Annotated in this window: 20 protein-coding genes and 1 pseudogene; 10 read left to right on the top strand and 11 right to left on the bottom strand. The window is 33.8% G+C overall.

Annotated features, from left to right (window positions below):
• Positions 1 to 60: 60 nt before the first annotated feature.
• Together ACFWDE_RS13970 and ACFWDE_RS13965 are read left to right on the top strand one after the other, a co-directional pair.
• Positions 61 to 285 carry an SH3 domain-containing protein gene (locus ACFWDE_RS13970; protein WP_377892896.1) on the top strand — a complete coding sequence of 75 codons (225 nt, stop codon included), beginning with the start codon at positions 61 to 63 and terminating at the stop codon, positions 283 to 285.
• 471 nt (positions 286 to 756) lie between these two features.
• Positions 757 to 1170, top strand: a complete 414-nt coding sequence (locus ACFWDE_RS13965; protein WP_377892895.1) for an HTH domain-containing protein — start codon at positions 757 to 759, stop codon at positions 1168 to 1170.
• Between the two features lie 155 nt (positions 1171 to 1325).
• Here the strand turns inward: ACFWDE_RS13965 and ACFWDE_RS13955 are convergent, their stop codons facing one another.
• The 5 genes from ACFWDE_RS13955 to lytS form a co-directional block, all read right to left on the bottom strand.
• Positions 1326 to 2360 carry an AI-2E family transporter gene (locus ACFWDE_RS13955; RefSeq protein WP_377892894.1) on the bottom strand — a complete coding sequence of 345 codons (1035 nt, stop codon included), beginning with the start codon at positions 2358 to 2360 and terminating at the stop codon, positions 1326 to 1328.
• A gap of 337 nt (positions 2361 to 2697) precedes the next feature.
• The gene (gene lrgB / locus ACFWDE_RS13950; protein ID WP_377892893.1) at positions 2698 to 3390 is read right to left on the bottom strand and encodes an antiholin-like protein LrgB; all 693 of its coding nucleotides are present in this window, start codon (positions 3388 to 3390) and stop codon (positions 2698 to 2700) included.
• Positions 3391 to 3426: 36 nt separating this feature from the next.
• Positions 3427 to 3858 carry an antiholin-like murein hydrolase modulator LrgA gene (lrgA, locus tag ACFWDE_RS13945; protein WP_377892892.1) on the bottom strand — a complete coding sequence of 144 codons (432 nt, stop codon included), beginning with the start codon at positions 3856 to 3858 and terminating at the stop codon, positions 3427 to 3429.
• 132 nt (positions 3859 to 3990) lie between these two features.
• The gene (locus tag ACFWDE_RS13940) at positions 3991 to 4731 is read right to left on the bottom strand and encodes a LytR/AlgR family response regulator transcription factor (protein WP_002144610.1); all 741 of its coding nucleotides are present in this window, start codon (positions 4729 to 4731) and stop codon (positions 3991 to 3993) included.
• On the bottom strand, positions 4709 to 6478 hold the full coding sequence (gene lytS / locus ACFWDE_RS13935) for a two-component system sensor histidine kinase LytS (protein ID WP_377892891.1): 1770 nt from the start codon (positions 6476 to 6478) through the stop codon (positions 4709 to 4711). Before lytS ends, ACFWDE_RS13940 begins: the two co-directional genes overlap by 23 nt.
• A 107-nt stretch (positions 6479 to 6585) precedes the next feature.
• Here lytS and ACFWDE_RS13930 point away from each other — a divergent pair.
• Positions 6586 to 6789 (top strand): annotated as a pseudogene (locus ACFWDE_RS13930) (MFS transporter); the annotation flags it as partial.
• Between the two features lie 59 nt (positions 6790 to 6848).
• Here the strand turns inward: ACFWDE_RS13930 and ACFWDE_RS13925 are convergent.
• The gene (locus ACFWDE_RS13925) at positions 6849 to 8417 is read right to left on the bottom strand and encodes a BCCT family transporter (protein ID WP_377892890.1); all 1569 of its coding nucleotides are present in this window, start codon (positions 8415 to 8417) and stop codon (positions 6849 to 6851) included.
• Between the two features lie 363 nt (positions 8418 to 8780).
• Positions 8781 to 9851: a nitric oxide synthase oxygenase gene (locus ACFWDE_RS13920; protein ID WP_377892889.1), complete on the bottom strand. Its 1071-nt coding sequence runs from the start codon at positions 9849 to 9851 to the stop codon at positions 8781 to 8783.
• Positions 9852 to 10067: 216 nt separating this feature from the next.
• On the opposite strand from ACFWDE_RS13920, the gene sodA reads away from it, so the two are divergent.
• Positions 10068 to 10694, top strand: coding sequence for a superoxide dismutase [Mn] (gene sodA, locus ACFWDE_RS13915; RefSeq protein ID WP_377892887.1), 627 nt, complete (start codon positions 10068 to 10070; stop codon positions 10692 to 10694).
• Between the two features lie 88 nt (positions 10695 to 10782).
• Here the strand turns inward: sodA and ACFWDE_RS13910 are convergent, their stop codons facing one another.
• Positions 10783 to 11661 carry an NAD-dependent epimerase/dehydratase family protein gene (locus ACFWDE_RS13910; RefSeq protein ID WP_377892897.1) on the bottom strand — a complete coding sequence of 293 codons (879 nt, stop codon included), beginning with the start codon at positions 11659 to 11661 and terminating at the stop codon, positions 10783 to 10785.
• 106 nt (positions 11662 to 11767) lie between these two features.
• On the bottom strand, positions 11768 to 12358 hold the full coding sequence (locus ACFWDE_RS13905) for an AmiS/UreI family transporter (RefSeq protein WP_193647848.1): 591 nt from the start codon (positions 12356 to 12358) through the stop codon (positions 11768 to 11770).
• A 475-nt stretch (positions 12359 to 12833) separates the two neighbouring features.
• Between ACFWDE_RS13905 and ACFWDE_RS13900 the strand changes: the two genes are divergently transcribed.
• On the top strand, positions 12834 to 13235 hold the full coding sequence (locus tag ACFWDE_RS13900; protein ID WP_377892885.1) for a hypothetical protein: 402 nt from the start codon (positions 12834 to 12836) through the stop codon (positions 13233 to 13235).
• A 116-nt stretch (positions 13236 to 13351) separates the two neighbouring features.
• On the opposite strand, the gene ACFWDE_RS13895 is transcribed toward ACFWDE_RS13900, so the two are convergent.
• The gene (locus ACFWDE_RS13895; RefSeq protein ID WP_215554896.1) at positions 13352 to 14170 is read right to left on the bottom strand and encodes a glycoside hydrolase family 191 protein; all 819 of its coding nucleotides are present in this window, start codon (positions 14168 to 14170) and stop codon (positions 13352 to 13354) included.
• A 307-nt stretch (positions 14171 to 14477) separates the two neighbouring features.
• On the opposite strand from ACFWDE_RS13895, the gene ACFWDE_RS13890 reads away from it, so the two are divergent.
• Genes ACFWDE_RS13890 through pelG form a run of 5 tightly spaced genes read left to right on the top strand, consistent with a single transcriptional unit; the run spans position 14478 to position 21304 of the window.
• Positions 14478 to 15701 (top strand): GAF domain-containing protein, encoded by a 1224-nt coding sequence (locus ACFWDE_RS13890; RefSeq protein ID WP_377892883.1) that lies wholly within the window; start codon positions 14478 to 14480, stop codon positions 15699 to 15701.
• Positions 15701 to 16621, top strand: coding sequence for a tetratricopeptide repeat protein (locus ACFWDE_RS13885; RefSeq protein ID WP_377892881.1), 921 nt, complete (start codon positions 15701 to 15703; stop codon positions 16619 to 16621). Before ACFWDE_RS13890 ends, ACFWDE_RS13885 begins: the two co-directional genes overlap by 1 nt.
• Positions 16605 to 18437, top strand: a complete 1833-nt coding sequence (locus ACFWDE_RS13880; protein WP_377892880.1) for a DUF2194 domain-containing protein — start codon at positions 16605 to 16607, stop codon at positions 18435 to 18437. Before ACFWDE_RS13885 ends, ACFWDE_RS13880 begins: the two co-directional genes overlap by 17 nt.
• 3 nt (positions 18438 to 18440) lie before the next feature.
• Complete coding sequence (gene pelF, locus ACFWDE_RS13875; RefSeq protein ID WP_377892879.1) at positions 18441 to 19862, top strand: GT4 family glycosyltransferase PelF; 1422 nt, start codon at positions 18441 to 18443, stop codon at positions 19860 to 19862.
• A complete protein-coding gene (gene pelG / locus ACFWDE_RS13870; RefSeq protein ID WP_377892878.1) occupies positions 19850 to 21304 on the top strand; it encodes an exopolysaccharide Pel transporter PelG in 1455 nt (484 codons plus the stop codon). Before pelF ends, pelG begins: the two co-directional genes overlap by 13 nt.
• A 53-nt stretch (positions 21305 to 21357) precedes the next feature.
• Here the strand turns inward: pelG and galE are convergent, their stop codons facing one another.
• Positions 21358 to 22374, bottom strand: a complete 1017-nt coding sequence (galE, locus tag ACFWDE_RS13865; protein ID WP_377892877.1) for a UDP-glucose 4-epimerase GalE — start codon at positions 22372 to 22374, stop codon at positions 21358 to 21360.
• Between the last annotated feature and the right edge of the window lie 102 nt (positions 22375 to 22476).

Raw genomic sequence — 22476 nt, 5'->3', positions numbered from 1 at the left:
CATTTGTTGAAAACGAAACTATAAAATGTATTAATTTACTTTAAAAGGAGAGTTAATGGCATGAAAAAGTTACTAGTATTACCAGTAATCGCTTTATCTTTAATTGGAACAGGGACAGCTGCAGCATCAACATCAGTACCAGAAACGAACGTGAACATGAATAAAACTCCTGAAGTAACAGAAATTAATCCAGGAAATGGTAACGATTCAATCATCATGTATTCATCAATATTATTAGGAAGTCAAACAGTTTCCTTTAATAACGGCTCTGGAGCTGGTTATTAAAGGAATAAATCTGGCGATGATCTTAAATTCTGGATTCAAAACACGGGGCCAAGTACTTTACACTATAAACTTATAAATTCAGCAGGCCATATGCTTTATTGAGAAAGTATAAGTCCAGGAGCGCAAAAAACACTTTACTTTAGTAATAGTTGGTCAGATTGGGTATCAAGTGGAAAATATACCATCTCTGCATATAATGATAATGGCGGTGTTGGTTCATTCAAATTTGCAGCAAGAGCATTTCCAGAAGGATTTTAATTTTAAGGTTATAAAATATATTCATCAAACTATATATACAAATGTTTATTAAGTTATTCAATTGTCTTTAAGGTAATAAAAAAGAAGTTTTTTGTTTAATTGAACTGCCCCCGAATCGTGGACACTAAAAAAGTCCATGATTCGGGGGTTTTGTGTATTTTCACACTCATTCCTCGTTAGAATGAAAACAATGATAAAAGTGAAGTACGGGAAATGAGTAAACTTATTTTTAATGAAATACAAATGAAACAACTAGAGAAGAACGAAAATGTCGTGAAGGTATCAGAATGTTCTATTACCTACTGTGCAGATTTTAAAATAAAAGCTGGAAAAGAAAATCAAAGTGGAAAAGGTCCGAATCAAATCTTTTTGGAGAGTGGATTCAATTTAGAGATCATTGGTAAAAAAACAAATCAACGTTTGAAAAGTTGGAGAAAAACGTATGAACAATTTGGTGAAGAAGGATTCTATACGGAACGCCGTGGAAAAGGAAGTACTGGTCGTCCTTCCACAAAAATGTTATCTTCTGATGACGAGCTAAAGAAAGCAGAAGCTCGTATTGTTTTTCTAGAAGCGGAACTGGCATTCTTAAAAAAGTTAGACGAACTCGAAAGGCAGGTAATATAGGATTATATGCAAGATTATAATTATGATTGTTATCAATGGACACTCAAAAAAATGGCCCCGGTACAATACCGGAACCATCTTTTAAGTGCATAATTTTAAAGGTCTTTTTATTAAATTGTCCATTTTATAGGGCACAGTTCATTTCTTGCTTCACTTTATTTCGTTCCAACGTCCTGCTCCATTTCATCACTTGTTACATCTAAAACATCTAATAAGAAAATGAAGATTGGGATACCGATAATAAGCCCCCATACACCTAAGAAATGCTCAGAAAAAATTAACACCATAAATGTGTAGAAGATTGGTAAATTTGTTTTTTGTGACATAAACTTCGGATTTAATACATAACTTTCAAGCGCATGAATTACTGTTACAATAACTACAATATAAACGACATACATAATACCGCCGATATTGTAAGCAATCATACAGAGTGGGAATAACGAGATGATAACACCCGCCACTGGAATTAAACCAAGCAAGAAAATCATTAATGCTAAACCTAGTAATTGCGGGAATCCCAATATCCATAATGCGATAACAGATAAAACACAGTTAACAATTGCAATTAAAAATTGTGCTTCGATTACTTTTCCGAATGAACGTGCAAATTTCTTTCCGAAATACTCTATTTCGTTATAGAAAATTGCAAGTCGACTTTCTTTAAATTTCGAAGTAAAAGCAACAATACGTGCTTTTTCAAGTAAGAAAAATAAGCTCAAAATTACAGAAAGTAAAACTTGAAGGCCAAATTTCCCAACATTCGTAATAGATTTATACAAAATGTCTACGCCTTGCCCTACATATTTAGAAAGCTCCATATGATTCACAGCATTAACTGCATACTTAATTAATTCACTATCAGGTGGATTTCTTAAAAATACATTGAATTGATAAATCAATTGTGAAATTTGTATTGTTAATACCGGTAAATATTTAAATAGCGTAATTGCAATTCCCGCCACTAACATTACATATAAAAGCGCTATAATAATTTTCCGATTAATTGGCATGAAATGATCTAATTTACGAGAAATAAACTTTTGGAATCGATCCATTAAATACGTCAACATAAACGTAATTAAAATTAAATTTAACATACTTTGCATCCCATACAATATGAGAGCAAGTAATACTAATACGATTAACCTCTGAAATCCTTTGCTTTGAAACAGGTTTTTTATTTGCATAATCGACGAGTACTCTCTCCTGTCCTATAAAGTAAAACTTTAACAAGTAGCTCTCTCTATTCTCTACTTATAATTATCCTTTAATATTAAAGCCATTGCGAGCAATTTATCTTCAACCCTAACCGCCCGTTAATTTTGCTAATATATTATGTTACTTCTTATTTTACAATACAATGACCTATTTCAAAACGCATTATGCATAGTATTAATGAAGATTTAAGGAAACTTTTATTCTTATAGAAATAGGTCTTACCAATACTGTAACATAAAAAGCAAGCTATCAGTAGAAATCCGTCCTACAAATAGCTTGCTTTTATAATTTTTTAAGTAAGTTATATTACCCAATGAATGGCATAAACATCGGAATGATAACTACTGTTACAACACCAACTACTGTCACAGCGATACTTGCCATAGCTGCTTCTACTTCACCCATTTCGATCCCTACTGCAACCCCTAACGCATGTCCCGCTGTCCCAAGAGCTAAACCTTTAGCGATCGGATGTTTAACTCTAAATGTTTTTAAGAATAAAGCTCCTAATGCGTATACGATAACTGCATTAAAGATAACTGCAAATGATGTAATTGCTGGAATACCACCGATACTTTCAGATATTGGTAATGCAATTGCTGTTGTTGCTGCCTGCGGTAACATTGAGTTCATTACAGCTGTATCTAAACCAATTGCTTTTGCGACAATGAACACAACAACCACTGAACAAATAGATCCAACCACGATAGCCGATAAAATTTGCCACCAATATTTTTTTAACTTATCAACTTGTTTATATAATGGAATTGCAAATGCGATTGTTGCTGGCTCTAAGAAAAAACTAATCATCTTTCCGCCCGTATTATATTCCTCAAAGGTAAAGCTACCTACCTTTAAAAATACAATCCCTAATACCATTGCTACGAATAGTGGTGTAAATAAGAAGAATCCTTTTGAGTGTTTGAATAAAAACGTTCCGATTCCGTATGCAATTAATGAAACGACGATTCCGAAATATGGAGTCATTGTGCTTGTCATGTTCATTACCTCCTAACCATGTATGGTCTAAAATAGTTACGCGACTTTTCCGTGTTTGCTTCTTTTGTTTACAACTTTCAACTCTTTTGTCTCTTTTGTTTCTTTGTCATCTTTACCTAAAATCAATTGTGCAAATAAACCTGTTACAGCAAGTAAAATAATTGTTGCGACAACGATTACGGTTAGGATTTGTACGAAATATTGGCTCATTACACCAAGAGAGTTAATAACTGAAATACCTGATGGGACGAAAAGGAATCCGATAATACCTGTTAAGGCTGTTCCAAGTGATTCAACTTGCTCCAATTTAATAACCTTTAAACATAATAGACTAAATAAAACGACTAACCCGATTACTGATGAAGGCATCGGAATTGGTAAATGGGTTGAGATAATATTAGAAACTAACATAATAGCTGAAAAAACGAATATTTGTGATAGAAATCCATATACTTTTTTTGTGCTCATTTTGGCCACCTCTTTTGATTTGGTACCTTTATTTTATAGGATACAAACACCTAAGTAAGCGTTTACATAACGGGATGTCAAATATATACAGCCAATTACAATAATCATACGGTGAAATACAAAAGCTGCTTCTTAAATACGAAGCAGCTTTTTAAGTTCTTTTGCATATGTACGGCTAACTGGGACTTTGGATCCTTCTTTCATAATTAAGTTATAAGTCGAATTAAACCACGGCTGTATCTCAGAAATATGATTAATATTAGCAACGAAACTACGATGAACACGCATAAAAATTGTTTGTGGTAATTTCTTTTCCAAAATGACAAGCGTATCATGTGTTACATATGTTTCTTTCATTGTCTTTACAGTTACTTTCCCATCTACAAGCCCTACATAAATAATATCTTCAATGTTAACAAGTACAATTGATTCCTCGATTGGTAATGCTAATTTATGCATCTCGGTCGTTACATCTACACTCTTTATATCTTGCTTTGTTTCTAATTTTATTTGCTTTTGTTTTTTATATTTCTTTAATGTCTGTACGATACGTTCTTCATCAAATGGCTTTAAAATATAATCTAATGCATCTACTTCAAATGCTTGCAGCGCATATTGGTCATATGCAGTAGCAAACACAATTGAAGGTGGATTTTTCATTTTCTTTAATATATTTGCGATTTCAAATCCGTTATCATCAGATAATTGAATATCTAGAAAAACAATATCTGGTTTGTTTTGCATTAATTCTTCTAATGCATCCTCTACACAATCCGCCTCACCAATTATCTCTACTTCTTTTGTTTGCTCTAATAAATATTTCAATTCATCCCGTGCTAACATTTCATCATCAACTACTAATACTTTTAACACTCCGTTTTTCCTCCTCTACTTTTTTCGGAATTACAAAGAGGATCTTTGTCCCTTGCTCTAATTCACTTTCAATTTGAAGCATTGTCTCTTTCCCAAATAACCCGATAAGTCGTTCATTAATATTATATAAAGCTGTTCCCGTCCCTTTCTTTGATGGAACTACCATTTTTCCTAATTGCTCTAGACGTTCACTCTCAATCCCTTGTCCATTATCCTTTACTTCAAAGTGAACCATCCCTTCTTTTTCAAACACATGTACCTCGACTTGGCACACTGGCTGCTTTTTCGGAAAAGCATGGCGCAATGCATTTTCAACTAATAGCTGAAGCACAAATGGTGGAACTAAAGTCACCTTTAGTGACTCTTCAATGTACATCTTCACTTCATACTTATTCGGAAATCTCGCTTGCTCTAACGATAAATATGCATGTACATGATTCAACTCTTGTTCTAATGGAATAAGTAATTGTCGTGCCCCTTGCAAATTACAACGAAAATAAACGCTAAGCTGCAATAATAATTTTCTCGCTTTCTCTACATCCGTTCGGCATAAAGCTGATACTGTATTAATTGCATTAAATAAAAAATGCGGATTGATTTGTGCTTGCAGCGCTTTTATTTCGGCATCTTGCAATAACTTACTTTGTAACTCAGCTTCACCTAACTCAAGCTGTGTGGAGAATATTTTCGCCAGCCCTTCCGCTAACTCTTCTTCAACACGACTTAATTGGTTAGAGTTTTTAAAATAAAGTTTTAATGTTCCTATCGTATTTCCATGTGAAGTTAATGGAATAACAACTGCCGCTTGTAATGGACACCCTTCATGTTGACAATTAATAATCTCACATGATTTCGCCTTCATTATTTTCCCTGTTTTTAATACTTCTTTTGATAAGCCTGTTATTAAACTGTGTGAAGGAATATGATGATCTGATGCTAATCCAACGTGAGCTAAGATTTTCTCTGTATCTGTTAAGGATACCGCATCCGTTCCCGTAAAGCGGTGAATAATTTGTGCCACATGTTTACAAGACTCTTCTGTTAACCCTTGGCGGAAATATGGTAACGTCTTATCAGCAATTCGTAATACTTTATGCGTTTGCAAAGCTTTTGCGTTTTCTTCTTGTCGTAAAATGGCTAGTATCATCGAAAGTAAAATAAAACTGCCAAAACTATTTACAAGAATCATCGGTAGCGCAATTGTTTTCACAACACTAAGTCCATCTTCTATAATTAATAGAATCATAAGCATTTCTAAAGAAACGATAAAAACGCTTAAAACCGCAGAAAATTTAGGTGTAATAATACGGTTATATTTTTTGAAGATATATCCAATATAACCTGTTATAATCCCAGCCAAAATTGATGAGATTGCACAACTTACTGCCGTCGTTCCGCCAAGCATATAACGATGAATACCCGCAATAGAACCTACTCCAATTCCGACGATAGGCCCACCTAGCAACCCACTAATTCCTACACCCATGATTCGTGTATTCGCAATTGTGCTGGATGATGAAACACCTTGTAACCAATTTTCATTCATAATAGTATTTCCTGCTATTTCAATCCCTGTGTAATTGCTTACAATTGTAAACACTGAAAAAATACAAATAAGCTTAAACTTATCTACATATCCGTCTTGCTTATGAAGAAGACGCCGGAACGTTTTAATATGAGAAAGTAAAAATCCTAAAATAACAATAAGTCCGACGCGTTCAATCATCATAAGTACTAAATTTAGCATCTGTGATTCATTCCTTTTTATATTAGTTAGTTTTATTATGGGAAAATAATGAAGCGTGCGTCAAGAAGAATGAAATGCTTTTTGAAATATTTTACACATAACAACCTCCTGCCGAAGCTCGCTCCACAGCGGAAAACTTTATTTTCGGCACAGGGCGTGGATTAGCAGGATTTGGACCGGTTATTATTTGATTACTCGCTACGGGCGGCAATCTACTTGGAGCATTGTCCCTAATTTTTATTATCTATCCAATCGGATTGATTACGATGCTATTATGTGTACCCGAAGCAAAGGGAAAAGTGTTAGATTAAGCATAAAAGAGGAAGCATCTCACTTAAGATGCTTCCTCTTTTCAATGTTTGTTTATTATTTACTTTGATTTACTAGCTTTCTGGAATAAGAAAGCTGTTTTATCTTTTTCTTCTACAATTCCTTGCTTTAATGCTAATTCCCCTGCAACTTTAGGTGCTAGCCATAGCATCGGGAATAACAGAATTGATACTGGAACAGCTGTCACTACAATGAAGGATTGCAGTGCATTAATGCTTCCCTCTCCCATATATAATAGGATCGCTGCAACTGCCCCCATAATAAGCGACCAAAAAATTCGTAAGCTAATTCTAGGATCTCCCTCTCCAGTCACTGCCATTGAGATAGAATAGGCCATTGAATCTCCTGTTGTTACTACAAATAAAATTGTTAATAAAAGAAATGCCGGTCCAATAATATTAGAGAGTGGCAACTGCTGCGTAATTGCAATCATAGCTGCTGGCATACCAGATTCACTTAATGCAGCCGAGATAGAGCCAGGCTTCATTAACTCATAAAATACACCTGATCCTCCCAAAATCGTAAACCAAAATGTTGTAATAATAGGTGCAATAATTCCAATTGCAACGATGATTTCTCGAATCGTTCTTCCTCTTGAAATTCGACTCACTAAAATTGCCATCATCGGTCCATATCCAATAAACCATCCCCAAAAGAAGATTGTCCAAGATCCTAACCAACCTGTATCCCCGCGATATGTGCTCATTGGTATAAATTCATTTATATAAAATCCAAACGAAGAAACAAATGAATCAATAATAAATCCACCTGGTCCAAAGAATAACACAAACACCATCAATAAAATCGCTAGTTTAACATTTAAATCACTTATTATTTGAATCCCTTTATTAATTCCCGTTACCGCAGATATAGTAGAAACGGCCACTACACAAATAATAATTGCTAATTGAGTAGTAAACACATCAGGAATTCCAAATAATGCTTGTAGGCCATAACTTGCTTGTAATCCTAAAAATCCGATTGGGCCAATTGTTCCTGCAGCTACCGCAATAATTGCAAATACATCAATCATTGTTCCAAGAAAGCTCTTTCGCAATTTCTCCCCAAAAATAGGATATAAAAGCGTTCGAGGTTTTAACGGCATACCTTTATGATAATGCCCATACATCATAACTACTGCACTAATTGTCCCTAAAATCGTCCATGCCAAGAAACCCCAGTGCATATAACTTTGTGCTAAAGCAGGCATGACTGCTTCTTTCGTTCCAGCAGATATCCCTTCATGTATTGGTGGCACCGTCATCAAATGATACATTGGCTCTGCTGCTGCCCAAAAAACGCCACCTCCGGCAAGTAATGTAGACATAATAATAGCGAGCCATTTTGCCGTACTAATCTCAGGTTTTTCTAATCCCCCAAGTTTAACTCTCCCATATTTCGAGAACGCCATACACATCGCAACAATAAATGTACCAATTAATAAAACCTGCCAAAAGGCACCAAAATATTTAATTGAAGCTGCAAAACTGCTATTAATGACTCCCTCTACATAACTTTTATTTAAAATAACTGCAATTACAAATAATAAAAGTGAGCCACCACTAATAAGAAATACAGGCCAATCCGTTTTTTGACTCTTCATCCTCATTTACACTTCCTCCTTCCTCAGCAATCTAAAAAAACAACTTTATTATGTTTTATTGTTTACACCCAAAACACAATGATTATATAAGCATAATAATTCATCAATTTTCTACACACTTATGTTGTCCCTAAAAATATGCTAAACCCCTTATTTAAAAGAAAATTTCTATTCCTATCACATAAAAAAGCAAAACAAAAGACCTTATATTTCTATAAGGTCTTCGAAACAGAAATTTGATTATAACATAAGGAACTCCTTGGTTCAAAAATCCCCTTCCAAAAATAACCGAGAGTAAAGGCTTCCATTTGCTACGTAACAGTAATTAAAAAAAATTATATTTTGCAGAAAAAAACCCTATACCAAATATCATTTATGAAAGAAATTCGGCTTCAAAATTTCATTCGGATACGGTTTATGATAAATATGAGTGGTAGCTGGTGACAACGGTGGAATGAGCCACACCCAATTCCCTGTTACAACCCGTCCACAAGCTGCTTCTTGCTTCTCAAATTGTTGAAACTGTTGTGCAGCAGTATGGTGATCCACAATACTAACTCCTTGGTTTTTAAAAGAGTGTAATACGGCAATATTCAACTCAATTAGTGCCTTGTCTTTCCATAACGTACTATTTCTAGATGTATCTAGATCCATCATCTCCGCAACGGCTGGCAGTAAATTATAACGATCATGATCAGCTAAGTTACGCGCCCCAATCTCCGTTCCCATATACCATCCATTGAACGGGGCAGCTGTATAGGAAATACCGCCAATTTCTAAGCGCATATCTGAAATCATTGGAACACCATACCATTTTACTCCAAGTGACGAAATAGGGTATTCTGGGTGTTCAATTGGCACTTCTTTTACTTCTTCTCTCGGGATTTCTTTATATATAGGCGCCTTCCCGTCTATAGAAAATACAAGTGGCAATACATCGAAATTCGTACCTTCTCCTTGCCAGCCAAGTTCCTGACAAAAATCAGTAAATGCAGCAGAATGAGAGTCACCAATCACTCCCATTTCCGTTTTATATCCTGCATATCGAATCAATTGGTGATTATAAATTCGTATATTATTTTCTTCACCTTGATATTGCTTAAAAATCGTAATTGTCGGTTTAACTTTCCCATCGTTCGTTGCATATTTAATATGATGAATTAATGCATTATATACACCTTCCTCATCATTTACTTCACGTGCATCTAATATGTGCATCTTACTCCAAAATAGTCTTCCAATACATCGATTACTATTGCGCCATGCCATTCGCGATCCATGAACAAGTTCTTCAAATGTATGCTCATACGTCCCCATCTTCTCTATCTCAACTTGAATTTCTTTCATGCGCTCTTCTATAAATTGTTCTTTATTAAGCTCTTTATAGCAAATCGTAATAAAATGACTCGCTTCCTCTATTAATTGTTTCGTTTTACTCATAAACAATCTCCTTCTATTTCAACAAAACGTTACTACTTTACAGTATAAGCAAAAAGAGTAAGAGTCACAAACGAAAGTCGAAGTGTTACTTTTATTGTAATATTTTTCAGAAAATTAAAGAGATTACTATTGACTTGTATGAAAAATAGGTGTAATTTTGACTCAGGTAAACTATTTTTACCTAAACCAACTTTTAGAGAGAAAGGAGGGAAAGTTATGTCTTCATTTCAATTGCCAAAACTTTCATATGACTATGATGAACTAGAACCCTATATCGATAGCAACACGCTTTCTATTCATCATGGAAAGCACCATGCGACATACGTAAATAATTTGAATGCCGCTTTAGAAAACTATACGGAATTACATAATAAATCTTTAGAAGAGTTACTATGTAATTTAGAAACTTTACCAAAGGAAATTGTTACAGCTATCAGAAATAACGGTGGTGGGCATTATTGTCATAGTCTTTTTTGGGAAGTAATGAGCCCACGAGGTGGTGGTGAGCCTAATGGAGACGTTGCAAAAGTAATTGATTATTATTTCAATACCTTTGACAACTTAAAAGATCAACTGTCCAAAGCAGCAATTAGCCGTTTTGGGAGTGGATACGGATGGCTTGTCCTTGATGGTGAAGAACTTACTGTTATGAGTACACCAAATCAAGATACACCTTTGCAAGAAGGGAAGATCCCATTACTCGTCATTGATGTATGGGAACATGCTTATTATTTAAAGTATCAAAATCGGCGCCCAGAGTTTGTTACCAACTGGTGGCATACAGTAAACTGGGATCGAGTAAACGAGAAGTATTTACAAGCAATTCAATCACAAAAACATTAGTCGTGCGTATAAGGTAAATTTGGTAATGTAAAACTAGTATTGTCGAAATCCTCCAGAATCCCCCGGATTGCCACCGGGGGATTTATGATTACTTCAGTGTATTTATGTAATGCTGTAAAACATTTTTTATTTCTAATTTTAATTCTCGGAACGGAAATCCTAATTCGCGAGCCTTTCTATTATGTAACGTACAATTAATTATTTCATTATAAGGTGCTATATTCTCTCCCGCTTCTTGAATAAGAGCTTTTGTCCCACTGTTGTCTTCTATGAAACGAATAACTTCTTCCATGGAAATCACTCCGTTACTACAAGCATTAATTGGACCTTCTATATTTTCCATTCCGCACCATGCTAAAAACTCTCCTGCTTCTTTTTCATGTATGAATGACAATTTTCCATCTAAATGATCCACAACAATTGCCTCTTGTTTCACAACATGTTCAACGTAAAACTGTAATCTTTTCGTATAATCATTTTCTCCAATAACTACCGGAAAACGTACTGCAACGACTGGAAATGTTGCATGTTGAAACAACACCGCTTCTGCTAATCGCTTCCCTTCACTATAAGTAAAATCTTTCCTATCTCCATACGTGATTGAATACTCATACGGGTTAAAATCCTCTTCTTGCAGGTCTATTGCAGGTTCATAGACAGCCATTGAAGATGTCATAACATATTTTTTCACCCTATCACGTAATACTTTACATATAACTTCCGCAGCATTCGAGCTATAGCATAAATTATCGTATACAACATCATAGCTTTTACCTTCCAAACGCTCTTCCAGTAACTTTTCGTCTTCTCTATCTACTACAATTCTTTTTACTGTATCGCCAAAGGAATCTTCGGTAATTCCCCGCGTAGCAATTGTTACATCATCCCCAGCTTGCAAAAGTGCTTCTACTAAATGTTTACCAAAAAACCTTGTTCCCCCTAGCACCAATACTTTGTTCACCTTCATCATCCCCATTTTTTTAATTGTAAAATACTACCTTTATTATAAACGCTAAAATAGAAAAAACATGGAATCAGTTTAACGATTCCATGTTTTTTCTACATACGATACATTAACGTACTCGGTATTTAAAAATACAATAGCAGCAATATAAAATAGAAATTACTGATACATAAACCCATAGTTCATATACGAATCCCTCTCCCCATACTCCCATAAAATAAAAGAGTGCAGGCAACGTCAATGTTACCCACGATTGTACAAAGGCAATTCTGCCAAGATATTGATTGATATTCTTTTTTTGTGCATTTAATACAAAGAATAAATACCAAAGTAATGCCCACATAAACCACGTTAGCGCATTAACAACATCGTGGAATTGAACAAATGAAACAACCATATAGAATAAAGCAATAATTGCTACCCAAATACAGAACCAGCCTAGTCCACTACTATCCATTCCTTTAATAAAAGTAACGCCTACATATAAATAAGTTAAACCAAATAAAAAAGTAGCTGCGTATGAATATACCGTCCAATTACTTTGATCAGAAATCATAATTAAATAAAACGGAATGATAATTTGTAATGCCCCCACAAATAAATTAAAAACACCTGCACTTTTCATCTCTACTTTGCCTAATATGACAAGACTATTTAAAAATAAAGCTGCACCTGAAAGTAATAATCCTACGTAACCCATATATATTCGTGTGAAAATCTTATATTTTCACACTGTAACCTCCCCACCATATAAAAAATCATATTTTTTATTATCTTTCTTCTTACTTAAAACTACATACATAGTTTTTCATGTGAAAAGTCAGACTTCCTACCTTAAAAAGTGAAATGAAACTACCTTTAATAACTGCTATACGGCAATATTATTTCTTGTTTAATCTCAGTCAAATTTTCAGTATTTGAAAGTAACAGCATTCCCCTAATACCGCGAATTAAAAACGCTTTCAAAAAGAAATAATCCTATCAAAAAGGTAATAGGATTACTTGATTATAAACGCACTCTAACAACAAGACAAGACCCGGGATGATTTTTAAATTATTCTCTTTGATTTCTATGAAAATCAATAGAATGATTCATTTATACTAGTTCATTCTATTGATCCTTCACATAAAATATTTTAAATTCATATTAATCTTTTTAGAAAGGTAAGATGTATATGCTTCATCATGGAATTCCCCGATATGTAGTTCATTCAACTGGTGTTTTAACGAAAGAAACTACTACTGTTTCTGCTGTAGTTAACATTGTGAACCTGGATAAATACTATCCACATCACATAGCTATTGAAGTATGGGATTGGTCTACTTATTCCACTCCTGTAAAACTTCCCGTACTGATTGGAGAAAATGTAGAAGCGAGCTTCCCCTATTCTCTCGACAGTAATAATCTTGCCGTTTTTTACGCCGATCTAGATGACACTGTAGATTTATATGAAATTCGAATTTCATATAACGATCATTCCAACATTATTGCAAATTGCTTTGGGCGAAGCTTACCACCATATTCAAGCCCAGAAGGTAACACAGTATACCATAAACAGCTCGTTCGAATTCATTAAGTCTCCCTATTATATAAAAAGGGCCGGTCAGTAATACATTCATCTTTATAAGATAATCGGATTACTGACCTAAACTGTCATAGTCAATCTTGATAGTCTCTTATTCCAAACAATTGCTATTTATCATAAATATCATTCGGATTAATTGTAGGAATAAATCCATTTATAGAACTATATTTTTTAGATACGTTATTTGGAGTAACAGTAAACGTTACAATTTTATTGCTTTGTTGTTTAAAATAGCGCATCCAATTTTGACTCCATTCATCTTTTGCAATAACTTGTTTATTGAAGTCTTCCCACAATACACCATGTATAAAATTCAAGGATGTATTTTTGATTGTATCAAATCCCCAATTCTGTATAAGAAGTAGGTTGGAATCAACACTTTTAATTTCTTTTAATAAATTTACATATGCTTCTCTAAATTCCCCTTGTATAGCTGGCTGATTATAAAAATAATCATCAATATCACCAACTGTATCTAAAAACACCCCATCTATACCTTTTCCAATAATTTGCTGTTTTACTTTATTAACAACAATACCTCGGTAATGGTCGTCAGCTAAATTCATAATATATGTATCCCACTGCTCTATTTTCATTTTCTTGCCGTCTCTATAATAATAATCAGATTCCACTACTTGTGGTTTATGCCATGCTTCTAACTCTAAAACACTTACATACCCAAGAACCACTGTTCCTGATTTTTTTAATTGTTGAATTTGTTCTTTCGTAAATGCATACGGCTCAATAATAACCATGTCGTACTTTGAAAGTCTCTCAATTACTTGCTCATTCGCTTCACCATAATAAATTTTATAACTCTGTACATTTTTTAGAATCGGATTCACAACATTCGCTTGAGCAAATGTATTTGAAGAAAAAAGAAAAGAAAATATAGCAAAAAAACATACGGAACGCTTCCAGGCCATAATAATATTACCCCCTATACAACTGTAATGCCCCATCTATTTTAACACCTTAAAATCTCAATAGACATATAGTAAACACATGATATTTTACAGTTTTGCGAACTGAATCATTTTATAAAAACCCAAAAAACATAATACATTTACAAAAATTAGAATTTATTTTCCTTGAATTTACTATATTCCTATTGATAAAATAATTGGGGCTCTAACTATTATATATCCTAAAATAATTCTTTTAAATTATGCATTTCGCGTCAATGTACTATTCCTCAAAATTAAATTTGCAAATGAAAGAAGGAATTTATTTATGTACTATAAGCAATCCAATTCATTCCAAAAAATGATTGAACCTACGATTCTCTTTATTGCACTATTTTTTCTCTCAATACTAACTGATTTTCTAACACCTACGTATGAATACTGCTTACTCTTATTTATTACATTAATTATTTCCAGCCGGTATGGTATATCTATTGCCCTTTTCGTCTTTCTGGAAGCAATGATTTATATTTTTGTAAGCGGTATATATAAAGAAGATGATGTATTACTGTACTTTTATTCATCAGGTTACTGGATAAGTTGGATTTTCTTACTTGTTATTAGTTTATGTTGCGGATTAATGAGTACTTCACAAAAAGAACGTTATGAAGATGTACATATGATAAATAATGAGCTGAAGGCTGAAAATAAAGAATTAAAACATGTTGTGAAACAATTGGATGAAACACGTATTACACTACGTTCTCGTGTACTTGAATCAAATAACCATTTGTCTAAAATGTATCATATGTTTAAAGCTTTAAATCATACACATCCTGAAATTGTACTCGATGAAGGAATAAATGTATTAAAAATGTACTTTGGAGCAAAAAAAATTGGTATCTATCACGTCGATAACAATAAACAATCGCTTCGTATTAAATTAAGATCAGAAACTGGTAAAAGTACATTATCTCAATCTATTTTTGTTAAAAACGCTTCGTTAGTCATCAAAAATGCTCTAGCGCATAATCGACCTTTTTTCCGTACAGATGAAGATTTTCAAGATGCTCCACTTTTAGTTGGTCCCGTCCTATTCCAAGATGATGTACAATACGTCATTATATTAGACGAAATCGAGTTTTCAAAAGTAACTTCTGAGCAATTCGAACTTTTCACATGGTATTTACGCTGGATGGGTGATCGTTTACAGAACGCTTCTAATCTTTGGCTATCGAATCAAGAGGATCGCACATTCCCTAAAACAAGCATTTATTATGAAGATGAATTTGAACATTTACTAAAAATAGAAAAAAAACGTTACGAAACATTATCTTATCCATATTCCTATTTTGAGTTCAATGCTCCGCAAGATTCTTTAGAAATGATAAATTCTATTTTAAAAGACCATTTACGTGATATCGATATATTCGGTTATAGTACGACCGAACAAAAAATTATGATTTTATTACCTGGCACTGAAGAAAAGTTTTTACTACAAGTTCAAACTCGTATACAAAATGCTCTTTCTTCTAAAGGAGTGATATTCTAATGATTTTACTCCTTCTTTATTTTATTTATGCTATTTTGGTTTTTCTTTTATTTCGATTTACGAAAAGTTTGATTGCTAAAGATAAAAAAGGAATTATTGAATTTTGCTTGATTATCTCTCTTCTTTTCCCGCTTATCGGACTTATTGTATCAGCAATCATGTTATTACTTAATATAAGACGCTCCAAAACCGAGTGGTTACAGCAATACTCTGATTATGTTGCCTTTCACGTTGATAATTACGAAGATATTTTGGAATCAGCAAAACAAGATATGGACTTAATTTCATTTTCTTCTGGATTAGAACTAGATAAGCCTGAATTACATAAACAACTCATTGTACAGTTAAGCTCCTCCTCTATTTCTAATGAAGGAGGCTTATTGAAAGAAGCCATTCACCATAAAGATCCTGAAACTGTGCATTACGCAGCAACTACTATTAATTTACTAAATGAACGGTACGAAAAACAGATCGAATACTTAAATAAGCAATTTCTACAAAATCCACAAAATGAAATTGCAAAAGAATTGGTTTCTAACTATTTAAGATATATAAACAGTGGTCTTCTTTCTAATCAGCAAAAAGAAAAAATAATCGCTGAATTTATGAATTTTATTACACAAAGTGTAGAACTATTCCCTAATGAATCTCTTTACCCTTTCCACCTTGGAAACCTGTTTCTACACACAAAACAATATGCAAAGTCTGAAGAACAATTTTTAAATCTTATTCATTTCTATCCTGAATCATATTACGGCTATGTTGGATTACTTGAAATATATTATGGCCAAAAGTTATGGGATAAGCTCTATAACTTAATCAACAATCTAACAACTGCAAAAAGAATTCATATACTACCGCGTAAATATCAATTATTTGTAAGGCAGTTTGGAGGCGCACACATTGAAAAAGGGGATTAATATATATATCGGGATTATTAGTATCATTTTATTTCTCTTAATTTTATCCATCCTTATATATCGAACAGAAAATTTTTATCAAAAGTTTTCTGTTCCTAAAACTAAAGAAACAGATACTGTTAAAACACTCAAAGCAAAAGATGTAACTCAAAATGGACAGAAAATGCAATTATACGTTTTAAAAACGGATAATACATTAGGACAACAAGTCGAATTTAATACAAAGAAGGCAATGGATTACGCACACCTACACTATAAAGATATTACAGCTAATGAAATTAAGGGACTTACTCCTTCTCCCTATACAGGGATTATTATTACAGGTGAAATAATGGCGCAACTTCCACAAGCTGATATTCAAAATTTTGTACAAATGGGCGGAAGGATTATTATCGCAAACCGACTTGATTCAGATCCTTCCTGGAACACATTATTTGGTATTACAAAAAAAGAAGGTTTCAAAGATGCGAAAGGATTAACCTTTGAAGAAGTTTTATTCCCTGGTTATCCAGATCTCCCAAGTTCTTCTCCATTGTTTACTCATAGCTCAATGAATATTACGCTAGATGAGAATACAACTAATACTTGGATTACAGCGGAAGATACTCCCATCCTCTGGACCAATGACTACGGTGAAGGAAAAGTCTTATATTGGAATACAACAGCATTGAACGATAAATTAGGTAGAGGTATGTTCGTTCAATCACTCGGGACTATTTTCCCGGCTTTCGCTACAGCACAACTTGGAGCCGAGATTATGTATATCGATGACTTCCCATCTCCGATTCCAAGTGGAGAACTAAAAAACTTAACAACAGAAAAAATTTCTGTTGAAGAATTTTATAAAAAACATTGGTGGAAAAATATGAAGAATATCTCTGAAGAGCTTGATATTAAATATACGGGTGTTGCAATTGGGACATACCAAAACAAAGTAACTCCACCTTTTGAAGATTTCTCAGGTAAAAATAGAAATACCTATTTATTATTTGGGAGAGAATTATTAAGTCACGGCGGGGAAATAGGCATTCATGGCTATAACCATCAACCTTTATTATTACCACCAGACCCAGTAGATAAAGCACTTGAATATGTTCCATGGAATTCAAAAGAGGATATGGAGAGCTCCTTAAATGCTCTACAAAAACTCGTGTATAACTTCTTTCCAAATGAAAAATTAAAAACCTATGTACCACCATCCAATATTATAAATACAACTGGATTAAGTGCATTAAACGACGCGGTTCCAACTATAGAAACAGTTGCTTCTCTATATGTGGGAGGCACAAGTAACGGCAGTTTAATTCAAGAATTCGGACCAGATGTACAGAATAAAAACATTTATCATTTCCCGCGCATTACGAGTGGCTATGCTATCACAGATGAAGAGCAATTTATCTTAACTGATGTTACCGCAAATTTAGGGGTTATCTCACATTTCGTCCATCCAGATGATATCCTTGATGAAAAACGCTCAGGTAACTTAACATGGGAAGAATTATTTAAAGCTTATAAAACGACAATTAAAGAAATACGAGAAAGGTATCCTTATATGAAAAGTATGACTCAAAGTGAAGCAACTGCTTCTATGAAAATTTATCAAACTGGTAACCTAGATGTTTCTTATGAAGATGATGCTGTTCACATTGCCTATCAAGGGTTACCAAACCATACTTCAACAATTATACGTGTAGAAGAAGGTAAGAAGATACAACCTGGCTCATTCTCTTACGGTACAGTTAAAAAGCTTGATTCCCAAATTTATAGCGTTACGTTAACGAAAGCCAGCGCTACAATTCCAATTAAAGGAGAATAACAAATGAGAATAGGTTTGGTCGTTGAAGGCAGCTACCCCTTTGTAAGTGGAGGGGTAGCAAGCTGGGTTCAGATGATTATCCAGCAGTTTAAAGAACATGAATTTACGATTTTTGCGATAGTCCCTCAAGTAAAAACAGAAGATGAATATCAATATGAAATTCCAAGCAACGTAAAAGATATCATTCTGATTCCTTTGCAATCAGAAAATGAAGCAAAACATATAAAAACTAATTTAACTGAACAAGAAGTACAGACACTTCAAAAATGGTTTACATTTCAAGCCAACGATACAACAGCATTACAAATATTAGGAAACAAACAAAAACTAGGAACACTCCATTCCTTCTTCGAAAGCCGTGAGTTTTATGAGATTGTTAAAGAAAGCTATTTATATGAAGAAAGTAGTGGATCCTTCTTAAATTACTTTTGGATGTGGAGATCTATGTTCACACCAATCATTCAAATTTTACAAATTGATTTTCCTGAATTAGATCTTATTCATTCTGTATCGACAGGATATGGTGGGTTACTTGGTGCTGCAATTAGTGCCAAGTCCGATATACCATTTATTCTAACTGAACATGGTATTTACTCCCGGGAGCGTGAAGAAGAAATACTACAATCTACTTGGATACCAATTGAATACAAAAAAAGATGGGTTTCTTTCTTTCATCACTTGTCTCATCAAGCATATGAACAAGCTGCTGATGTAATTACGTTGTTCGGCCGAAATAGTGCATATCAAAAAGAATTAGGTGCCCCGGCCCATAAACTAAAAATCGTTCCAAATGGCGTTACTTTATCTGACTATAAAGGGTTACGTAAACCAAAATACAATTCGGATAAACTCATCATTTCCGCCATTATACGAGTTGTGCCAATTAAAGATGTAAAAACAATGATTTATGCAGCTAAATTATTATTGGAAAAAGATATTCCATTTATATTTTACCTACTAGGTCCTGATACGGAAGAAGCAGAATATGCTCAGGAATGTCGTGAGTTAATTCAACAATTAGGATTAGAAGAGCATGTAATAATGACCGGCAAAGTAAATATTAAAGATTACTTAAAACAAACAGATCTTCTCGTATTAACAAGTATATCTGAAGGACAACCATTAGCTATGTTAGAAGGAATGGCAGCAGGATTACCATGGGTTGTTACAGATGTCGGCTCTTGTAAGGAATTAATTTACGGACAAGATAGAGATCCTTACGGACAATGTGGATTTGTTGTACCACCTGTATCTCCTGAACAAGTTGCCATTCATTTAGAGTGGTATTATCGTCACCCTGAATCCATTCAACAATTTGGGGATAATGGGCGCAATCGTATTGAAGCGCACTATCAATTATCAGGTGTCGTTGATAGTTATCGTAAGCTTTACTTAGAAAGAGGTAAAAAAACATGGCAGGAATAGGATTTCGTTTACAAAAATTATTCCAAGAAGACTACTATTCTTCAAGAATAAAGGCGTACGGATTTTCATTATTTGTTACAGCTGGTCCGTGGTTAGTCGTTATTTTAGCAGTAACAGCTATTCGATACATTTTAAGTTTGTTCCATTCTATTTCAATTGAGGAACAGCGCCTTTTCACAATTTCAATTTCATACTGCTTTATTTTTTCTCAAATTATATATGGTGCCTTACAGCTCATCGTAACTAGATATGTGGCTGACCTTTTATACGAGCAAAAAGCTGATAAAGTATTTTCTTCCTTTTTAGGAATGACGAAAATCACACTTTTCTTAGCTATTGTCTTATGGCTTTTGTTTGCAATTTTTACACCATTAGCCTTGTATTATAAAATCGTGATGCTATTTTTATTTTTAGCTTTAAACATCATTTGGATTCAATCCATTTATTTAACAGCAGCTAAAGATTATCAGTCCATCGCTCTTGCATTTTTAATTGGTTCCATTTTCTCCTTATCTGGAATTGCGCTTATCGCTTACTGGCATCCAACACTTGGAATAGAACATGGATTTGCCCTATTACTTTTAATTTCTTTTACAATCGGGACTTTCATTACATTAGTGTGGTTAAGTATAGTTATTGTACGAATGTTTCCAAATAGTGATGCTACCGAACAATTTACCTTCCTTTCTTACTTAGATAAATATCCGGAACTATTTTGGTCAAGCTTACTTTACAATATCGGCATTTGGGTATGTAACTTTGTTATTTGGTTCGGAGAAGGGCGAGGAAATATTGAAAACACGTTTATTTATCATCAAATGTATGATACCTCTGTTTTCTGGGCTTATTTAAGCATTATCCCAACCTATATTTTCTTCGTAGTATCCATTGAAACAAGGTTTTATGAACGGTATAAGAAGTTCTTCGGCTCAGTTAACAATGGGGCGACATTAAATACAATTTTACAATTAAAAGAATCAATGAACTTTGTCCTAAAGCAAGAAATGGAACGCATACTTCGTAATCAAGGTATTTTTTCTTTACTTATTATTTTTATAATATGGATGTTTAGTTCACAATCTGGGAACGTGACACTTGAATACTCTATTTTGCAACTAACTATAATTGGTGCTTATGCAAACGGGATGGTCCTTGTTATCACGTTACTACTCTTATATTTTGAAGATCGTAAAGGGGCATTTCGAACATCAGCCCTGTTCTTTTTTGCAAACCTATTATTAAGTCTTCTTCTACTTCCATTTGGATTCAATGGTTACGGTATTAGTTTTGCACTCGGATCTTCTATTACATTCTTATATGCTATTTCTAGACTCTTTACTTATATTAAAGATATTGACTACTATACGTTTTGTCAGTCAAACATTTCTATAAAACAACGAACTTTCTTTACTAAAGTGGCCAATAAACTTAATAGAAAATAAACAGATAAAAAAATGACCTCTTGCTTATGCAAAGGTCATTTTTTATCTGTTTATTAAACTTCTAGATAGCCATTTTTATTATTTGATTGCCATCTCCAAGAATCTGCACACATTTCTTCTAATCCGCGTTTTGCTTCCCATCCTAATTCACGCTTCGCTTTCGATGCATCTGCAAAGCATACTGCAACATCACCAGGGCGACGCTCTGTAATTTTATAAGGAACTTCCTTGCCCGAAACCTTTTCAAATGCTTCAACCATTTCCAACACACTATAACCAGTACCTGTACCGAGATTATATGCATCTATCCCAGTAGTGCCAATTACCTTTTCAAGCGCCTTTACATGGCCATTCGCTAAGTCTACAACATGAATATAATCACGGACACCCGTGCCATCTTTTGTTGGATAGTCACTTCCAAATACACTTAATTCTTTTAGCTTACCTACTGCTACTTGTGTTACATATGGCATTAAGTTATTTGGAATTCCATTTGGATCTTCTCCAATACGCCCACTTTCATGCGCACCAAATGGGTTGAAATAACGAAGTAATGCGATACTCCATTCTGTATCCGCAAATGCTACATCACGCATAATTTGTTCAATCATTAATTTCGTTTGACCATATGGATTTGTTGCACTTAATGGAAACTCCTCCGTAATTGGTGATGTTTCCGGGATACCATACACTGTTGCAGATGAACTGAAGATCATCTTCTTCACATTATGCTTCTGCATCACTTCACATAGCACTAATGTGCTTGTAATGTTGTTATGATAATACGTTAACGGAATTGCTACTGATTCCCCTACAGCCTTAAAGCCTGCAAAATGAATAACAGCTTCAATTGTATTTTCTTCAAAAATCGTATCAAGTGCTTCTCGATTTAAAATATCTTCTTTATAAAGCTTAAACTGTTTTCCTGTTATATCTTTTACTCGATTTATAGACTCTACTGAGCTATTCGAAAAATTATCTACTACTATAATTTCGTAACCGTTTTTTAGTAATTCTACGCATGTATGACTACCAATATATCCTGCTCCACCTGTTACAAGTATTGCCATAATTATAGTCCTCCATATTTCATTCATTATAAACTTCTCAAAGTATATCACATATTTCTTATCATATGTTTATTATGCGAACACAGAAACTTACATTTTATC

The organism is Bacillus sp. NPDC060175, assembly GCF_042728695.1.
Taxonomy (GTDB): domain Bacteria; phylum Bacillota; class Bacilli; order Bacillales; family Bacillaceae_G; genus Bacillus_A.
The sequence above is the reverse complement of the archived record's forward strand: the minus strand, read 5'-3'. Positions and strand labels throughout refer to the sequence as shown.

Excerpts from the sequence above, each read along its gene's own strand:
- ACFWDE_RS13970 (WP_377892896.1), top strand. The coding sequence starts at position 61 with ATGAAAAAGTTACTAGTATTACCAGTAATCGCTTTATCTTTAATTGGA.
- ACFWDE_RS13965 (WP_377892895.1), top strand. The coding sequence starts at position 757 with ATGAGTAAACTTATTTTTAATGAAATACAAATGAAACAACTAGAGAAG.
- ACFWDE_RS13955 (WP_377892894.1), bottom strand. The coding sequence starts at position 2,360 with ATGCAAATAAAAAACCTGTTTCAAAGCAAAGGATTTCAGAGGTTAATC.
- lrgB (WP_377892893.1), bottom strand. The coding sequence starts at position 3,390 with ATGACAAGCACAATGACTCCATATTTCGGAATCGTCGTTTCATTAATT.
- lrgA (WP_377892892.1), bottom strand. The coding sequence starts at position 3,858 with ATGAGCACAAAAAAAGTATATGGATTTCTATCACAAATATTCGTTTTT.
- lytS (WP_377892891.1), bottom strand. The coding sequence starts at position 6,478 with ATGCTAAATTTAGTACTTATGATGATTGAACGCGTCGGACTTATTGTT.
- ACFWDE_RS13925 (WP_377892890.1), bottom strand. The coding sequence starts at position 8,417 with ATGAGGATGAAGAGTCAAAAAACGGATTGGCCTGTATTTCTTATTAGT.
- ACFWDE_RS13920 (WP_377892889.1), bottom strand. The coding sequence starts at position 9,851 with ATGAGTAAAACGAAACAATTAATAGAGGAAGCGAGTCATTTTATTACG.
- sodA (WP_377892887.1), top strand. The coding sequence starts at position 10,068 with ATGTCTTCATTTCAATTGCCAAAACTTTCATATGACTATGATGAACTA.
- ACFWDE_RS13910 (WP_377892897.1), bottom strand. The coding sequence starts at position 11,661 with ATGAAGGTGAACAAAGTATTGGTGCTAGGGGGAACAAGGTTTTTTGGT.
- ACFWDE_RS13905 (WP_193647848.1), bottom strand. The coding sequence starts at position 12,358 with ATGGGTTACGTAGGATTATTACTTTCAGGTGCAGCTTTATTTTTAAAT.
- ACFWDE_RS13900 (WP_377892885.1), top strand. The coding sequence starts at position 12,834 with ATGCTTCATCATGGAATTCCCCGATATGTAGTTCATTCAACTGGTGTT.
- ACFWDE_RS13895 (WP_215554896.1), bottom strand. The coding sequence starts at position 14,170 with ATGGCCTGGAAGCGTTCCGTATGTTTTTTTGCTATATTTTCTTTTCTT.
- ACFWDE_RS13890 (WP_377892883.1), top strand. The coding sequence starts at position 14,478 with ATGTACTATAAGCAATCCAATTCATTCCAAAAAATGATTGAACCTACG.
- ACFWDE_RS13885 (WP_377892881.1), top strand. The coding sequence starts at position 15,701 with ATGATTTTACTCCTTCTTTATTTTATTTATGCTATTTTGGTTTTTCTT.
- pelF (WP_377892879.1), top strand. The coding sequence starts at position 18,441 with ATGAGAATAGGTTTGGTCGTTGAAGGCAGCTACCCCTTTGTAAGTGGA.
- pelG (WP_377892878.1), top strand. The coding sequence starts at position 19,850 with ATGGCAGGAATAGGATTTCGTTTACAAAAATTATTCCAAGAAGACTAC.
- galE (WP_377892877.1), bottom strand. The coding sequence starts at position 22,374 with ATGGCAATACTTGTAACAGGTGGAGCAGGATATATTGGTAGTCATACA.